This is a genomic window from Comamonas sp. JUb58 (assembly GCF_004364775.1).
In the GTDB taxonomy this organism is placed as follows: Bacteria; Pseudomonadota; Gammaproteobacteria; order Burkholderiales; family Burkholderiaceae_C; genus Comamonas.
Genome location: NZ_SOAL01000007.1, coordinates 187,301 through 202,077, shown reverse-complemented (window position 1 = coordinate 202,077; position 14,777 = coordinate 187,301). Strand labels below are relative to the sequence as shown.

General features: G+C 65.4%; 12 protein-coding genes and 1 pseudogene. 6 read left to right on the top strand and 7 right to left on the bottom strand.

Annotation, left to right across the window (positions count from 1 at the left end; translation table 11 throughout):
- Window positions 1-50: 50 nt before the first annotated feature.
- The 3 genes from EDF71_RS09610 to EDF71_RS09600 all read right to left on the bottom strand — a co-directional run bounded on the left by EDF71_RS09610 (window position 51) and on the right by EDF71_RS09600 (window position 2,457).
- Window positions 51-527 (bottom strand): YbaK/prolyl-tRNA synthetase associated domain-containing protein, encoded by a 477-nt coding sequence (locus EDF71_RS09610; RefSeq protein WP_208301019.1) that lies wholly within the window; start codon window positions 525-527, stop codon window positions 51-53.
- Window positions 524-1,261, bottom strand: coding sequence for an ABC transporter substrate-binding protein (locus tag EDF71_RS09605; protein ID WP_133856348.1), 738 nt, complete (start codon window positions 1,259-1,261; stop codon window positions 524-526). The genes EDF71_RS09610 and EDF71_RS09605 overlap by 4 nt, the downstream gene beginning before the upstream one ends.
- A gap of 137 nt (window positions 1,262-1,398) precedes the next feature.
- Window positions 1,399-2,457: a Fic family protein gene (locus EDF71_RS09600; RefSeq protein WP_133856347.1), complete on the bottom strand. Its 1,059-nt coding sequence runs from the start codon at window positions 2,455-2,457 to the stop codon at window positions 1,399-1,401.
- A gap of 205 nt (window positions 2,458-2,662) precedes the next feature.
- On the opposite strand from EDF71_RS09600, the pseudogene EDF71_RS09595 reads away from it, so the two are divergent.
- Window positions 2,663-2,996, top strand: a pseudogene (locus EDF71_RS09595) (IS5/IS1182 family transposase); the annotation flags it as partial.
- A gap of 93 nt (window positions 2,997-3,089) precedes the next feature.
- Here EDF71_RS09595 and ssb read toward each other — a convergent pair.
- Together ssb and EDF71_RS09585 are read right to left on the bottom strand one after the other, a co-directional pair.
- Window positions 3,090-3,680 (bottom strand): single-stranded DNA-binding protein, encoded by a 591-nt coding sequence (gene ssb / locus EDF71_RS09590; protein ID WP_133856346.1) that lies wholly within the window; start codon window positions 3,678-3,680, stop codon window positions 3,090-3,092.
- Between the two features lie 191 nt (window positions 3,681-3,871).
- Window positions 3,872-5,071, bottom strand: coding sequence for an MFS transporter (locus EDF71_RS09585; RefSeq protein ID WP_133856431.1), 1,200 nt, complete (start codon window positions 5,069-5,071; stop codon window positions 3,872-3,874).
- 326 nt (window positions 5,072-5,397) lie between these two features.
- Between EDF71_RS09585 and uvrA the strand changes: the two genes are divergently transcribed.
- Genes uvrA through EDF71_RS09570 form a run of 3 tightly spaced genes read left to right on the top strand, consistent with a single transcriptional unit; the run spans window position 5,398 to window position 10,202 of the window.
- A complete protein-coding gene (gene uvrA / locus EDF71_RS09580) occupies window positions 5,398-8,547 on the top strand; it encodes an excinuclease ABC subunit UvrA (protein WP_133856345.1) in 3,150 nt (1,049 codons plus the stop codon).
- 56 nt (window positions 8,548-8,603) lie between these two features.
- A complete protein-coding gene (locus tag EDF71_RS09575) occupies window positions 8,604-9,725 on the top strand; it encodes a DUF4272 domain-containing protein (protein ID WP_133856344.1) in 1,122 nt (373 codons plus the stop codon).
- Between the two features lie 15 nt (window positions 9,726-9,740).
- Window positions 9,741-10,202, top strand: coding sequence for a GNAT family N-acetyltransferase (locus tag EDF71_RS09570; protein WP_133856430.1), 462 nt, complete (start codon window positions 9,741-9,743; stop codon window positions 10,200-10,202).
- Window positions 10,203-10,215: 13 nt separating this feature from the next.
- Here the strand turns inward: EDF71_RS09570 and EDF71_RS09565 are convergent, their stop codons facing one another.
- A complete protein-coding gene (locus tag EDF71_RS09565) occupies window positions 10,216-11,364 on the bottom strand; it encodes a PQQ-dependent sugar dehydrogenase (RefSeq protein WP_133856343.1) in 1,149 nt (382 codons plus the stop codon).
- Between the two features lie 42 nt (window positions 11,365-11,406).
- Between EDF71_RS09565 and EDF71_RS09560 the strand changes: the two genes are divergently transcribed.
- The gene (locus tag EDF71_RS09560) at window positions 11,407-12,594 is read left to right on the top strand and encodes an FAD-dependent oxidoreductase (protein ID WP_133856342.1); all 1,188 of its coding nucleotides are present in this window, start codon (window positions 11,407-11,409) and stop codon (window positions 12,592-12,594) included.
- A gap of 93 nt (window positions 12,595-12,687) precedes the next feature.
- The gene (locus tag EDF71_RS09555) at window positions 12,688-13,629 is read left to right on the top strand and encodes an EamA family transporter (protein ID WP_133856341.1); all 942 of its coding nucleotides are present in this window, start codon (window positions 12,688-12,690) and stop codon (window positions 13,627-13,629) included.
- Between the two features lie 22 nt (window positions 13,630-13,651).
- On the opposite strand, the gene EDF71_RS09550 is transcribed toward EDF71_RS09555, so the two are convergent.
- Window positions 13,652-14,647, bottom strand: a complete 996-nt coding sequence (locus EDF71_RS09550) for a tripartite tricarboxylate transporter substrate-binding protein (protein ID WP_243854243.1) — start codon at window positions 14,645-14,647, stop codon at window positions 13,652-13,654.
- Between the last annotated feature and the right edge of the window lie 130 nt (window positions 14,648-14,777).

Below are 14,777 nucleotides of genomic sequence, written 5' to 3'. Positions count from 1 at the left end.
CGGCAGGCTGCCGCGCCGAGCACAGTCAGCGGCAGTGTTGGATTTTTGCGTTAGCCAACCACAGAGATGCGGTGCAGCGCCGGCTTGGCCACACGCACGTAGTCCTGCGCATTGAGCACCATCGAGCGGTCCAGCCGGCCGGCATTGAACGCTATTTCGGCATGCCGCTCCACCAGGTCCGGGTCCACCACCAGGGCAACCTGCGGGCCGGGGCTGAACGGCGGAATGGCGCCGATCACGCAGCCGGTCCGCTCGGTCGCTTCTTCCGCGCTGGCCATCGTCATCTTGGGCAGGCCCAGCGCGGCCGCCAGCAGGCGAAAGTCCAGCTTCTGGTCGCCCGGCAGCACGGCCAGCACCCAGTGCTCGGCATTGCGGGTCTTGCACAGCATGGCCTTGGCACCCTGGCCCGGCGTCGTGCCCCGGATGCGCGCCACCTCGTCCGATTTGCCCTCTGCCGAGTGGCTCAGCACCCGAAAGCGGGCGCCCTCGCCTTCCAGCAACTGCTGCAGCTGCTCAAACACGCTCATGGCTGCAATCCCGGTGCCACCACCGCGCCTTGCACCTGGTGCTGTGCCAGCGCCTGGGCCACAAAGCCGCTGGCCTTGGTCTCTTCGACAAAGGCGGACAGCCACTGGATGGCGGCCTCGCACCGGCCCTTGGGCAGGCCCATGGCCTGCTGGATCAGCATGAAATGCCCAGGCAGCATGCGCAGACCCGGGTGGCTGGCCACGGCGGCCTCCAGCTGTACCTTGACGCCTGCAGCCACATCGCCCAGGGGCTGCAGATAGACATCGACCACCGCCGGCGAGGTGGGTGCCCGCAGGATGCGGGCGTGTTTCAGCGCCCGGCTCAGGTAGAGGTCATAGGCGCTGCCCTGGCCCACCACCACTTCGTGCTCGGCCACATCCACCTGCGCGTTGTCGCTCAGCGCCGAATCGCTGCGCACCATGTAGGCGCCCTCGATCAGCACATAGGGGGCAGAAAAACCAATGCCCGCGCCACGCACCGGGTCCACCGCAAAAAAGCCGACATCGGCCTGGCCCTGGGTCACCGCATCCACCGAATGGGCAGCGGCCTCAAACAGCTGCAGATCCAGCGGCAGCCCCAGCTGGGCCGCCATGCGCGTTGCCAGATCAACGGAAACGCCTGCGCCCGAGCCATCGGCCCGTTTGTGCGCCAGCACGGGATTGCCCACATTGATGGCCGCGCGCAGGCGGCCAGTGGGGGCGATGAGGGAAGCGATGTCAGTGGTCTGTGTCATGGCCGCTTTCGAGAAAGGTGGAACAAAGGGCTGCGCGCTGGGTAGGGCCGACGCTCGGCGGGCAGGGGCGCTGCAGCCTCACATTCTCCCGCTGCTGGTATGACCTGTGGCGCACCGGCCTCTGCACGGCGCCGAAATTACGGCGTCGTCAAAATCCCGGTCAACGCGTGGTTAATGTAGTAGTTGCTGCGCCCCACCTTCTGCTTTAGCAAAAAGCCTGTCTCCGTCAGAGCATCCAGATACTTGGTCGCCGTCAACCGTGATACCTGCAGGTCGTTCTGCAGGAACTCAATCTTGGTGTATGGATGCATAAACAAGCTGTTGATGAGGTCTTGGCTGTAGAACTTGTGCTGTTCCCGAATGCGGTGCTTGTAGTCGAACAAGGCGTCCCGAATGGCAATCACCGTCTTCACCGTCTGCTGGGCTGTTTGCTCCACCGCCTCTAGCATGTAGAGCACCCAGTCCTCCCACGCATCATCGTCACGCACGGCCTGCAGCAGGCGGTAATACTCAGCCTTGGTTTGCACAATATGGCGGCTCAGGTACAGCACCGGAATGTCCAGCAGCCCCTCCTTGACCAAATACAGCACATTCAAAATGCGCCCCGTTCGACCATTGCCGTCATAGAAGGGGTGAATGCTCTCGAACTGGTGGTGGATCAGCGCCATCTTGATGAGCGCGTCTACGGGCACTGCATCGGGGTCGTTGATGGCCTGCTCCAAATCACGCATCAGCGCCACGATGGCATCCGGCTCCTGCGGCGGTGTATACACCGTGCGCCCTGCACCATCTTTCAAGGCTGTGCCGGGCAATTTGCGAAAGCCTGCCTGGTTGCGTTCCAGCTCACGCTGCATCCCAATCAGATGGTTGGCTGTCAGCAAGCCAGTCTCTTTCACCAGCCGAAAGCCCGTGTACAACGCCTGCCGGTAACTCAGCACCTCTTTGCTGGCGGCAGACAGCTGGCTTTCAGAGGACACATCGTCTTTAAAGAGCTCATCGTGTGTGGTGACAATATTCTCAATCTCTGAACTGTCCTTGGCCTCCTGCAAACCCAAGGTGTTGATGAGAATGCTTTGATTGGGTATGGCCGCAGCAATGCCCTTCAGCTCCGCCAGCTTGCGGCTGGCGCTGGCCAACTTCTTGAGAATGGGGGCGGTGTCAAAGCGCTCGGCCTGCAACGCGGCAAGGGATTCCATGAGGTCAACCCAACATGTATAGAAAACGCCAATTCTTATACATATCGCCGTCCACGTGTATAGAAAAGCTGCGTTTCATGCACCTTTCCGCGCAACGCAGCCTCCAGCTGCATAGCTAACTACGGTTTTCTATACACATTGACCTGCATGCTGCGAAAGCCCAGCATGAGGAGGCACTGCGCGACTACAGGGGCTCCACGCTAGCAATGGGGCATTCGACACGCAGGATGTCCATAAGGCGTGTTATCTGCGGGAAGCCATTCAAATCATCCCGCCACGCAAAGGAGCAAAGCTGCGCAAAGGGCTGGCATTTGCGCACCTCAGCGGTCAAGGCTTGTAGGAGGTTGGGGCGGACTATCTGGCAAAGATGGAGCGGCTACCACCGAAAGTCTCTGGTAGAAGCCGAGATGAATTGCTAAAAGCGTCTGGGCGAGAAGCTAATGGCCAGGACGTTTGCGCGCCAGGTGGCCGAGCTCCATATTCGAGCGTCAATCCTCAAATTGACCGCGCTGGGCACGCCCCAGACGGGCGCTGCTGCGAAATCAAAAATTTTGCGCCTGTCAACGGCAATTAAAAAAGGTCCGCAGCGTACGCGCCAGGGACCTTTATTGACAAATCAGCACAGGTGCTTTTTAGAACGGAATATCGTCGTCCATATCGTCAAAGCCCGACGCAGCGCGTGGGGCCGGCGCGGGCATTGGCGCCGGTGCTGGACGGGGAGGTGGCGCCTGGCGGGGTGCGGCTGCTGGGGCCATGGCCGGTGCTGGGGCGCGGCGCTGGTAGTTGCCTGCGGGTGCACCGCCGCCGCCACCTTGGTCGCCGTAGCCGCTGTCGCCATAGCCGTAGTCATCACCACCGCCCTGGCCGCCACCGCCGCCCTGGCCTTGGCGGCTGCCCAGCATTTGCATGGAGTCAGCGCGGATTTCCGTCGCATAGCGCTCCTGGCCGCTGGCCTGGTCGGTCCACTTGCGGGTGCGCAGGCTGCCTTCCACATAGACCTGGCTGCCCTTGCGCAGGTACTGGCCGACGATTTCAGCCAGACGGCCATTGAATACGACGCGGTGCCACTCGGTGGCTTCCTTGTTCTCGCCGCTGTTCTTGTCGCGCCAGCGGTCGGTGGTGGCGATGGTGACGTTGGCTACCTGGTCGCCCGAGGGGAAGGTGCGGATTTCAGGGTCGCGGCCGAGGTTGCCGACGATGATGACTTTGTTGACGGATGCCATGGTTCAGGTATTTCCTTTGAAAAATGGGCGCCTACTATGCGTTGGCAGTGTTGCAGGCATTGCAGCCTTCAAAGCGCCCATCACTGTGATTCAGGGGCGTATCCTACCCCAAAGCGGCCAGGAATTTATCGCCCGGTGGCCGCAGATTTTGCAACGGGGCCTGACAGGCCTGCCGCATTCCCAGCCAGCGCTTACTTTTGTGCAGCGCCAGCGCCAGCCACGGTGCGGGCCTGCGGTTGCAGCGGCCAGGTCAGCACCAGCCACAGCAGCGCCAAGGCGCTGGTGGCGATGAACAAATCGGTCACGCTGCCCCAGCGGGTCAGCACCCCACCGAGCGCGCCACCGGCAAACAGGCCCAGCGATTGCAAGGTGTTGTAACTACCCAGCGCGGCACCGCGCAAGGATGCTGGCGCCATGCGCGAGACCAGGCTGGGCTGCGTGGCCTCCAGCGCATTGAAACCGCAGAAAAAGACAAACAGCAGCACGCCCATCAGCCAGAGCGTGGGCGCATGGCCCGAGGTCGCTACCAGGCCTAGCGCCATCTGTACCAGGGCCACCAGCGCGATCGAGCCCAGCAGCGCGCCGCGCAGGTAACCGCGCCGCTCCAGTGCAAACAGCCCGCCCATCAGCACAAAGGACAGCACCACAGCCGGCAGGTAGACCTGCCAGTGCTCAGCCTTGGGCAGGCCTGCGGCCACCAGCATCGCGGGCACGGCCACCCACATGGACATCTGCACCGTGTGCAGCACAAAGACACCGGCATTGAGGCGCACCAGGTCGGCATGGCGAAACACCTCGCGTAGGCCACTGCGTGCGCCGCCCCGGTGCTCCAGCGGCTCCGGCGGCACCACCCATAGCACCACGGCAATGCCGCCCAGCGCCAATCCACAGGTCATCAAGAACAGACCGCTCAGGCCTATATGCACCACCAGCAGCGGGCTAAGCACCAGCGCCAGCGCAAACATCAGGCCAATGCTGGCGCCCACCAGGGCCATGGCCTTGGTGCGCACCACATCGCGGGTCTGGTCGGCCAGCAGCGCCGTGACGGCGGCGGACACCGCGCCGGCGCCTTGCAGCGCCCGGCCCAGCAACAAGGTATGCAGATTACCGGCCATGCCGGCGATCAGGCTGCCGGCGGCAAACACCAGCAGGCCCAGCACAATGACTTTCTTGCGCCCATAGCGGTCAGACGCCATGCCCAGCGGCAGCTGGCAGACGGCCTGGGTCAGGCCATAGACGCCCATGGCCAGCCCGACCAGGGCCGGGTCATCACCGCCAGGGTATTTGTGGGCCTCCAGCGCAAACACCGGCAGCACCAGGAACAGGCCCAGCATGCGCAATGCAAAGATCAGCGCCAGGCTGAAGCTGGCGCGCCGCTCGGCCGGCAGCATGGCCGTGGAAGAAGAAACAGAAGTGAGAGACAAGGGCGATACGCAGGCAAACAAGGGACGGATGGCGACGATCGCCAGCGGCAAGTGTAGAGCGCAGCCGCAAGCCCTGCTGGTAGACGGAATCTCAGCGCCCACCCGCGCATCAGAAACCATAGCTAGGTGCAAAGCTGCAGCAAGCCCTTACATCGGTTTTGGCCGCAAGTTGTAGGCCGCTCCCCTGGGGCTGCGCCCGGTTTATCCGCAAAGCATGTGCAGCGATACCCGGGAGATTGCACAACGAACGGGCAGGCTGGCTATCATGAGGGGTTTTGGATCTTGACGCCCACATGCCACCACGCACCCCCACCGCCCCATCCGCTGCCATCGACCTGCACCATGAACTCGGCGTGTCCGAGGCGCGCCAGGACGACAGCCGCTACCTGGGCGCGCGGCTGGCACACAGTCGCATCGCCATCCGTGGCGCGCGCACGCACAACCTCAAGAACATCGACCTGGACATCCCCCGCCACCAGCTGGTGGTGATCACCGGGCTGTCGGGCTCGGGCAAGTCCAGCCTGGCCTTTGACACCTTGTATGCCGAAGGCCAGCGCCGCTACGTCGAGAGCCTCTCGGCCTATGCGCGCCAGTTTCTGGGCCGGCTGGACAAGCCCGATGTCGACCTGATCGAGGGCCTGTCGCCCGCCATCTCGATCGAGCAGAAGGCGACCAGCCACAACCCGCGCTCGACCGTGGGCACGGTCACCGAAATCCATGACTACCTGCGCCTCTTGTATGCCCGCGCAGGCACGCCGTTCTGCCCCGACCACAACCTGCCGCTGGCGGCCCAGACCGTCAGCCAGATGGTGGATGCCGTGCTGGCCCTGCCCGAGGACACCAAGCTGATGATCCTGGCGCCGGTGGCGCGCGGCAAGAAGGGCGAGTTCGTCGAGCTGTTTGCGCAGATGCAGGCGCTGGGCTATGTGCGCTTCCGGGTCGATGGCCAGATGTACGAGCACGAGACCCTGCCGGCGCTGGCTAAGAACGAGAAGCACGACATCGACGTGGTCATCGACCGGGTCAAGGTGCGCGCCGGGCTGCAGCAGCGCCTGGCCGAAAGCATTGAGGCCGCGCTGCGCGTGGGCGGCAATGAAGGCAATGGCCGGGTGCTGGCGCTGGAGATGGATACGGGCGTGGAGCATCTGTTCAGCAGCAAGTTCTCCTGCCCGGTCTGCAGCTATGCGCTGGCCGAGCTGGAGCCGCGCCTTTTCTCCTTCAACTCGCCCCAGGGCGCCTGCCCGTCCTGCGATGGCCTGGGCCTGCATGAGGTGTTTGATGTCGAGCGCGTGGTGGCCTTCCCCACGCTCAGCCTGGCCAGCGGCGCCATCAAGGGCTGGGACCGGCGCAATGGCTACTACTTTGCAATGCTCGAAAGCCTGGGCCGCCACTACAAGTTCGACATCGAGCAGCCTTTCGAAAGCCTACCCGAGGCGGTGCGCCAAGTAGTGCTCTACGGCTCGGGTGATGAAGAGATCGCCTTCAAGTACGAGCTGGCCAGCGGCGAGAACGCCGGCAAGATGGTCACCAAGAAGCACCCCTTCGAAGGCATTCTGCCGAACATGACGCGGCGCTACCGCGAGACCGATTCCAGCATCGTGCGCGATGAGCTGGCCCGCTACCAAAGCGTGCAGCCCTGCCCGGATTGCCATGGCGCGCGCCTGCGCCGCGAGGCGCGCTTTGTGCGCGTGGGCGATGGCGACCAGGCCCGTGCGATCCAGGACATCAGCCAGGTCACCCTGAGCGAGGCCTATGCCTGGTTCAGCAGCGTGCAGCTGACAGGTGCCAAGGCCGATATTGCCGCGCGCGTGATCCATGAAATCAGCACCCGGCTGCAGTTCCTCAACGATGTGGGCCTGACCTACCTGAGCCTGGCGCGCAGTGCCGAGACCCTGTCGGGCGGCGAGGCGCAGCGCATTCGCCTGGCCTCGCAAATCGGCTCGGGCCTGACGGGTGTGATGTATGTGCTCGACGAGCCCTCCATCGGCCTGCACCAGCGCGACAACGACCGCCTGATCGCCACCTTGCAGCACCTGCGCGATATCGGCAACAGCGTGATCGTCGTCGAGCATGACGAGGACATGATGCGCGCAGCCGACCAGATCATCGACATGGGCCCAGGCGCCGGCGTGCACGGCGGCCAGATCATGGCCCAGGGCCGCTATGCCGACATCTGCGCCAACCCGCAATCGCTCACCGGCCAGTACCTGAGCGGCCAGAAATCGATTGCCGTACCCACGCGCCGCACGCCCTGGCTGCCGGTGCTCGCCAGCACCGTGGGTGCGCCGGTAGGCAAGGCCGTGGCCGACAAGAGCGGCTCGCAGTTCCCGACCGTGCGCACCTCGCTGGAGAAAAAGCCCAGCGGCAAAGCCAGTAGCACCAGCAGCGCCAAGGGCCGCAGCCTGCAGGAAACAGCCCCCGTCCCGGTGGACCCGCATGCGGTGCAAAGCCTGCGCCTGATGGGCGCCAGCGGCCACAACCTGCGCGATGTCACCGTCGATTTCCCCGTCGGCCTGTTCACCTGCGTGACCGGCGTCTCGGGCTCGGGCAAATCCACGTTGGTGAACGACACCTTGTACGCCGCAGCGGCCCACAAGATCAACCGCGCCCAGGGCGATGTCGCGCCCTACCAGGAGATCGAAGGCCTGGACTATTTCGACAAGGTCATCAATGTGGACCAAAGCCCCATTGGCCGCACACCCCGCAGCAACCCGGCCACCTACACCGGCCTGTTTACCCCCATCCGCGAGCTGATGGCCGAGACCAACACCGCCAAGGAGCGCGGCTATGGCCCAGGGCGTTTCAGCTTCAACGTGGCCGGTGGCCGCTGCGAAGCCTGCCAGGGCGATGGCATGGTCAAGGTGGAGATGCATTTTCTGCCCGACGTCTATGTGCCCTGCGACATCTGCCACGGCCAGCGCTACAACCGCGAAACCCTGCAGGTGCAGTGGAAGGGCCGCAATATTGCGCAGATCCTGGAGATGACAGTGGAAGACGCGCACAGCTTCTTCCGCGATGTGCCCACCATTGCTCGCAAGCTGCAAACCCTGCTGGATGTGGGCCTGAGCTATATCCGCCTGGGCCAGAGCGCCACCACCTTGTCGGGCGGCGAGGCCCAGCGCGTCAAGCTCGCGCAGGAGCTCTCCAAGCGCGACACCGGCCGCACGCTCTACATCCTTGATGAGCCGACCACCGGCCTGCACTTTGCCGATATCGACCTGCTGCTCAAGGTGCTGCACCAGTTGCGCGATGCCGGCAACACGATTGTCGTCATCGAGCACAACCTGGACGTCATCAAGACGGCCGACTGGGTCATTGACATGGGGCCGGAAGGCGGCGCCGGTGGCGGGCAGCTGGTGGCCCAGGGCACGCCCGAGCAGGTCGCCGCCAACCCGGCCAGCCATACCGGACGCTACCTGGCGCCCTACCTGGGCAAGTCCTGAGCTGTCATCCGCCTGCAGTAGTATCGAGCCCACCCAAACACCGCAAAGGCTCAGAGATGAAAGCATGGTTGGAGCGCCTCCTCGGCAAAAGCACTAAGGCCCCAGCGGCAGCCAGCCCGGCCTCGAGCCCGGCTGCGCCGCAGAGCGAGGGCCTGCTGGTCAACGCCTACGCCACGGTGTGCGTGCTGCCGCCGCTGGATTTTGAACACCAGCTGCTGGCCCAGCGCGATGCCAGCGACCCGGCGCTTGCGCCGCACCTGGAAGGCTTTGTGCAGCATGTGCTCAGCCGTGGCGATGGCGAGATAACGGCCCGGCGCTACGGACTGATGCGCCATATCGAGCGGGTGCAGCAGCAGGTCAGCCTGGTCGTGAGCGAGGCGGCCTGGCCCGCCTACCTAGCCTGGGCGCAGCGCGCCAATGCCCTTTCCTTTTTGCCCGACGCCAGCATTTTCGACACCCAAGGCCGAGAGCTACTCAATGCCGCCGGCCAGGCCGCGGACCCCGAGGCCGCGCTGCCCAGCCTGCCCGACGCGCTGGCACGCAAGGCACGCAGCGAAGCGGTACTGCAAGCCCATGGCTTGCGCAGCCCCGCCAGCCTGCCGCCGGTGCTGGCCGAGGCCGAGCTGCAGCTGCGCACACCCGAAGAGATCGCCGCGCGTGCGGTTGCGGTGCTGGCGGCCGCCGTGCGCGCCGAGTCGCTGGCCAGCGAGCAGGCGCTCAGCAGCGACGAGATCCTCGCGCGCCTGCCCGATGCCGCCGCAGCCTGGTCGCCGCAGGAGCGCGCCTTCATGCAAACGCCAGCGCCTGAGGCCCAACTGATCGCCAACATGGGCTGGCGCTATGAATGCGTGGCAGTTTTTGCCTGGGCGCTGGGCCTGCAGCAGACGCTGCCCTTCCCTGACAGCATCTGCGATGTGGGCCCGCTGACGCGCCGCTTTCTGGACGCCGGCAGCAGCCAGGCCCTGCTGGCCCAGGCGCAGCCGCGCAGCGCCAGCGAGCTGCTCGATGCGCTGGACGAAACCTTCCGCCTGCACTGGTGCATCCGCGATGCCCAGATCAAGCAGCAGCCCGCGCCCGATGGCCTCTTGCCTGGCGTCGTGCTGGAGCGCCACCGCGCACTCAACTGGCTGGTGCGCTTTGCCCATGCCGACTGGGATGATGTGGACATGCCCACCTGAGAAATGAACGCACCCATGCCCGATGACCTGATCTTCCGCCCGGCCACGCAGGCCGATCTGCCCGCCATCATCGCCCTGCTTGCCGACGACCGCCTGGGCCGCGCGCGCGAGGTGCTGAGCGATCCACCAGACAGCCGCTATGTCAGCGCCTTCGCCGCCATCCAGGCCGATGCCAACCAGCTGCTGGCCGTTGCCGAGCAGAACGGCCAGGTGGTGGGAACCTTGCAGCTGTCGTTTATCCCCGGGCTCTCACATACCGGCGCCTGGCGCGGCCAGATCGAGTCGGTGCGCATCACCTCGTCATTGCGCGGCCAGGGTGCTGGGCAGCAGCTGTTTGCCTGGGCGCTGGCGCAATGCAAGGCGCGGGGCTGCCAGGTGGTGCAGCTGACGACCGACCGCTCGCGCGAAGATGCGCAGCGCTTCTACCAGCGGCTCGGCTTTGTTGCGAGCCATCTGGGCATGAAGATCCAGCTCTGATGCCGCGCGGCGATCAGGGCACCAGGCGAATCAGCTTGCCATCGGGCCCATCGGTCAGCAGGTAGACCAGGCCATCGGCGCCTTGGCGCACATCGCGGATGCGCTCACCGAGCGATTCGTAGAGCCGCTTCTCGCCCGTCACCTTGCCGTCCTTGACCGTCAGCTGGGCAACGCTGCGCGACTTGAGGCCACCGACCAGCAGGCTGCCTTTCCAGGCCGGGCCATAGCGGTCGCTCGTGACAAAGGCCATGCCCGAGGGCGCAATGCTGGGCACCCAGTAGTGCAAAGGCTGCTCCATGCCGGCCTTTTGGGTGCCTTCGCCGATCTTGCCGCCGCCGTATTCCTCGCCATAGGTGATCACCGGCCAGCCATAGTTCTTGCCGGGCTGGGGCCGGTTGATCTCGTCGCCGCCCTGCGGGCCGTGCTCGTGCTGCCACAGGCTGCCATCGGCCGCCACGGCCAGGCCCTGGCTGTTGCGGTGGCCGTAGCTGTATATCTCGGGCAGCGCATCCTGGCGGCCCACATAGGGGTTGTCCTTGGGCACGCTGCCATCCTTGGCGATGCGCACCAGCTTGCCGTGGTGGTTGTTCAGGGTCTGCGCATCGTTGCGCAAGGAGAAGCGGTCACCCAGGCTCAGGAAGAGGTTGCCATCGGGCGTTTCGGCAATGCGGCAGCCAAAGTGGGCATTGCTCTTGGCCTTGGGGCGCTGGCTGAACAGCACTTTGACCTCTTCAAGCTGGCGCTCATCGGTCGCGATACGCGCCGTGGCCAGCGCCGTGCTGTTGGTGCCGGCCTGGGGCCCGGCTTCGCTGAAGCAGAAATAGATGCGGCGGTTGCTGGCGAACTGGCTGTCGGCCACCACATCCAGCAGGCCGCCCTGGCCGGCATCGACCACCTTGGGCACGCCTTGCAGTTCGGACTGCTTGCGGCCATCGGCATCGAGCAGCCAGAGCTTGCCGCCGCGTTCGGTCAGCAAAAAGCGTTTGTCGGGCAAGGGCGCAATGGCCCAGGGGTTGAGATAGCCGCTGCCCACCACCGTGGGCTTGGGCAACGCGGGCGCCGCCGTTTGTGCTTGCGCAGTGCTGGCGGCGCAGACGGCAAGCAGCCAGCTGGCGCCCAGCGCCCATGAATGAAAACCCTTGCGTGCCTGTTTCTGTCTCATGTTTGCCCTTTGCGAAGTGTCACTGACCTTACCATGCTGACCATGGATACCCCCAACAGTTCCCCTTCAGCCTCCCCTTCTGCAGCTGCCAGCCCGGCCGTCTGGGATTTTGTCGTCATCGGCGCCGGCATGGCCGGCAGCGCCACCGCCTGGCACCTGGCCAGCAGCGCCCAGGTGCTGGTGCTGGAGCAGGAATCCCAGCCCGGCTACCACACCACCGGCCGCTCGGCAGCGCTGTTTGAAGAGCACTATGGCCCAGCCCAGGTGCAAGCGCTTACCCGGGCCAGCCGCCAGTTTTACGAGCAGCCGCCGGCTGACTTTGCCGAGCATGCGCTGGTCAGCCCCCGGGGCGTGCTGTATGTGGCCACGCCCGAGCAGTTGCCCGCGCTGCAAGCTGCCTACGACGAGGCGCGCCAGCATTCGCCCGGCGCCAGCTGGCTGGACAAGACCGAACTGAAAGCCTTCTTGCCCGCCTTGAACACCGAGGTGCTGGAAGCCGGCTTTACCGACGATGGCGCCCGCGATATGGATGTGCATGCGCTGCACCAGGGCTTTTTGAAGGGCATGCGCCGGCGCGGCGGCCAGCTCTGGAACGATGCCCGGGTGCAGAGCCTGCACTGGGATGCCAGCACCAGCCACTGGCAGATCAATCTGGCCGATGGCCGCGCGCTGCAGGCCCTCCATGTCGTCAACGCCGCCGGCGCCTGGGCCGATGAGCTGGGCCAGATGGCCGGGGCCGCTGCGATTGGCCTCACACCCAAGCGCCGCAGCGCCTTCACCTTTGCGATGCCCGACGGCATGGACGGCCAGCACTGGCCGGCCGTCATCGATATTGGCGAGCAGTGGTACTTCAAGCCCGATGCCGGCCAGCTGCTGGGCTCGCCCGCCAATGCCGATGCCACCCATCCGCATGATGTGCAGCCCGAGATGATGGACATTGCCGAGGGCATTGACCGCATCATGCAGGCCAGCCACTTCGACATCCGCCGCCCCAGCCACAGCTGGGCGGGCCTGCGCTCCTTTGTTGCCGATGGCGAGATGGTGATCGGCTGGGATGGCCAGGCGCCGCAGTTTCTGTGGGTGGCCGCGCAGGGCGGCTACGGCATCCAGAGCGCCTATGGCTACGGCCTGCTGGCGCGCAACCTGGCCTTGCATGAGCCGCTGGACCCGGCGCTGGCCGGCCAGGGTGTGCAGCCTGAGGCGCTGTCGCCCACGCGGTGCTCGCGCTGAATAGCGCAGTGCCAGCACGCAGCCGCGCTTGCTGGCACACTGCTGGAAAACTTTGAATAACATCCGGCGCTGCGCACACCAGCGCCTCCAGCCATGTCTGCTTCCAGCTCCCCCGTCCCCTTCCGCCCCACTGACCTCGCGTTGGCGCTGGTCGTGGTGGTGGTCTGGGGCATCAACTTTGTGATCATGAAATGGGGCCTGCAAAGCCTGACCCCGTTTGAGCTGGGCGCCCTGCGCTACCTCTGCGCCGCCTTTCCGCTGGTGCTGTTCATCAAGCCGCCGCGCGTGCACTGGCGCTGGGTGGTACTGTTTGGCCTGCTGCAGGGCGTGGGCCAGTTCGGCTTCTTGTTCACCGCGCTCAAGGTGGGCATGACGGCGTCGCTGGCCAGCGTGATGCTGCAGACCCAGGTGTTTCTCACGGCCGTCTGGACCTGGGTGCTGCTGCGCGAGCGGCCCGGCCGCCCGCTGGTGGCCGGCATGGGCATTGCGGCGCTGGGCCTGGCCTGCCTGCTGATCAATGAGTTGCGCAGCAATGGCGCCGGTGGCACCACCTTGGCGGGCCTGCTGCTGGTGCTGTGCGCGGCCACGTCCTGGGCCTGCTCCAACGTGGTGGTGCGCCTGGCGCAAAAGGAAAATGCCAGCTACAACCCGGTGGGCTTTATCGCCTGGAGCAGCCTGATGCCCATCCTGCCCTTTATCGGGCTGAGCGCCTGGTTGGACGAGGGCAGCGTGGGCAAGTGGCTGCATGCAGCCACCTGGCAGCAGATCCCCTGGCTGGCCTGGGCATCCATCGCCTACCTAGGCTGGGTGGCCACCATCGTCGGCTACGGGCTGTGGACCCAACTGATCCAGCGCTACTCCGCCAACCGCGTGGCGCCCTTCAGCCTCTGCGTGCCCGTCATCGGGCTGACCACCGGCATGCTGGTGCTGGGCGAGACGGTGACCGGCTGGCAATGGGCCGGCGCTGTGTGTGTCGTGCTGGCGCTGGTCGTCGTGGTCTGGGGCGGCCGCTGGCTGCAGGCAGCGCGGCGCTAAACCCTACCGAAGAACACCGCGCTCAGCGGTCTTCGATCTTGGCGGTCTCGACGATCTGCTGGTACTTGGCCACCTGGGCCTTCAGGAAAGCGCCCATGTCCTGGCCGGGCGCGGCCATCACATTGCCACTGGCTTCGAGCTTGGCGCGAAAGCTCGGTGACTGCAGGGTGTCATCGATGGCCGCACGCAAGGCCGTAAGCACCTGCGGGGGCAGCTTGGCCGGGCCCATCAGCGCAAACCAGCTGTTGATATCGACCTTGGCAAATGCCGAAGTTTCGGCCAGGGCGGGGATGTCAGGCGTGACCGTGGAACGCTTGGCCTCGGTCGTGCCCAGCGCCACCACCTTGCCGGCGCGGATATGCGGCAGGCCCGAGGACAGCACAAACACCCCAAACTCCAGGCTGCCGCCCAGCAGGTCATTGGTCAGCGGTGCCACGCCCTTGTAGGGCACATGGGTCATCGTCACATCGCCCGCCTGCTGCACCATCTCGCCAGCAATGTGCAGGGCCGTGCCCACGCCCGAGCTGCCGTAGCTGTACTTGCCGGGGTTCTGCCGCAGCAGGCTGAGGAACTCCTGCGTGTTCTTGACGCCGCTGGCCTGCGAGGCCACCAGCACCATGGGCTGCGTCGCCACCAGGCTGATCGGCGTGAAATCCTCGAACACGCGGTACTTGATGGCCTTGTTGATCAGCGGCGCAATCGCCACCTCGTTGTTGGCCGCCAGCAGCAGGGTGTAGCCGTCGGCCGGCGCCCGGGCCACCTTCTGCGCGCCGATGGCGCCACCGGCACCACCGAGGTTCTCAATCACCACTGGTTGCTTGAGCCGCTGCGCCAGCTCGGTGCCCACCATGCGGCCCACCGCATCAGTGCTGCCGCCGGGTGGGTAGGCAATCACCAGGGTGATGGGCTTGTTCGGGTAGTCCGCAGCCGCTTGCGCGCCTGCCGCCATGCTGGCTGCCCATGCCAGCAGACCGAGGGTTGCCGCCCGGCGGGGGCGAGAGAAAAGCATAGGAGGCATCGGGAATCCTTATGGCGGTGGAGGCGTCGTCAGAGGAAAAGCTGCAGGGCGCATTGTGTATCGACCCCAGAGGCCCTGCGCAGCATCCCGGAAAAAGAAGCAGGGTCCGTGCCAGCATGCAGCGCGGACC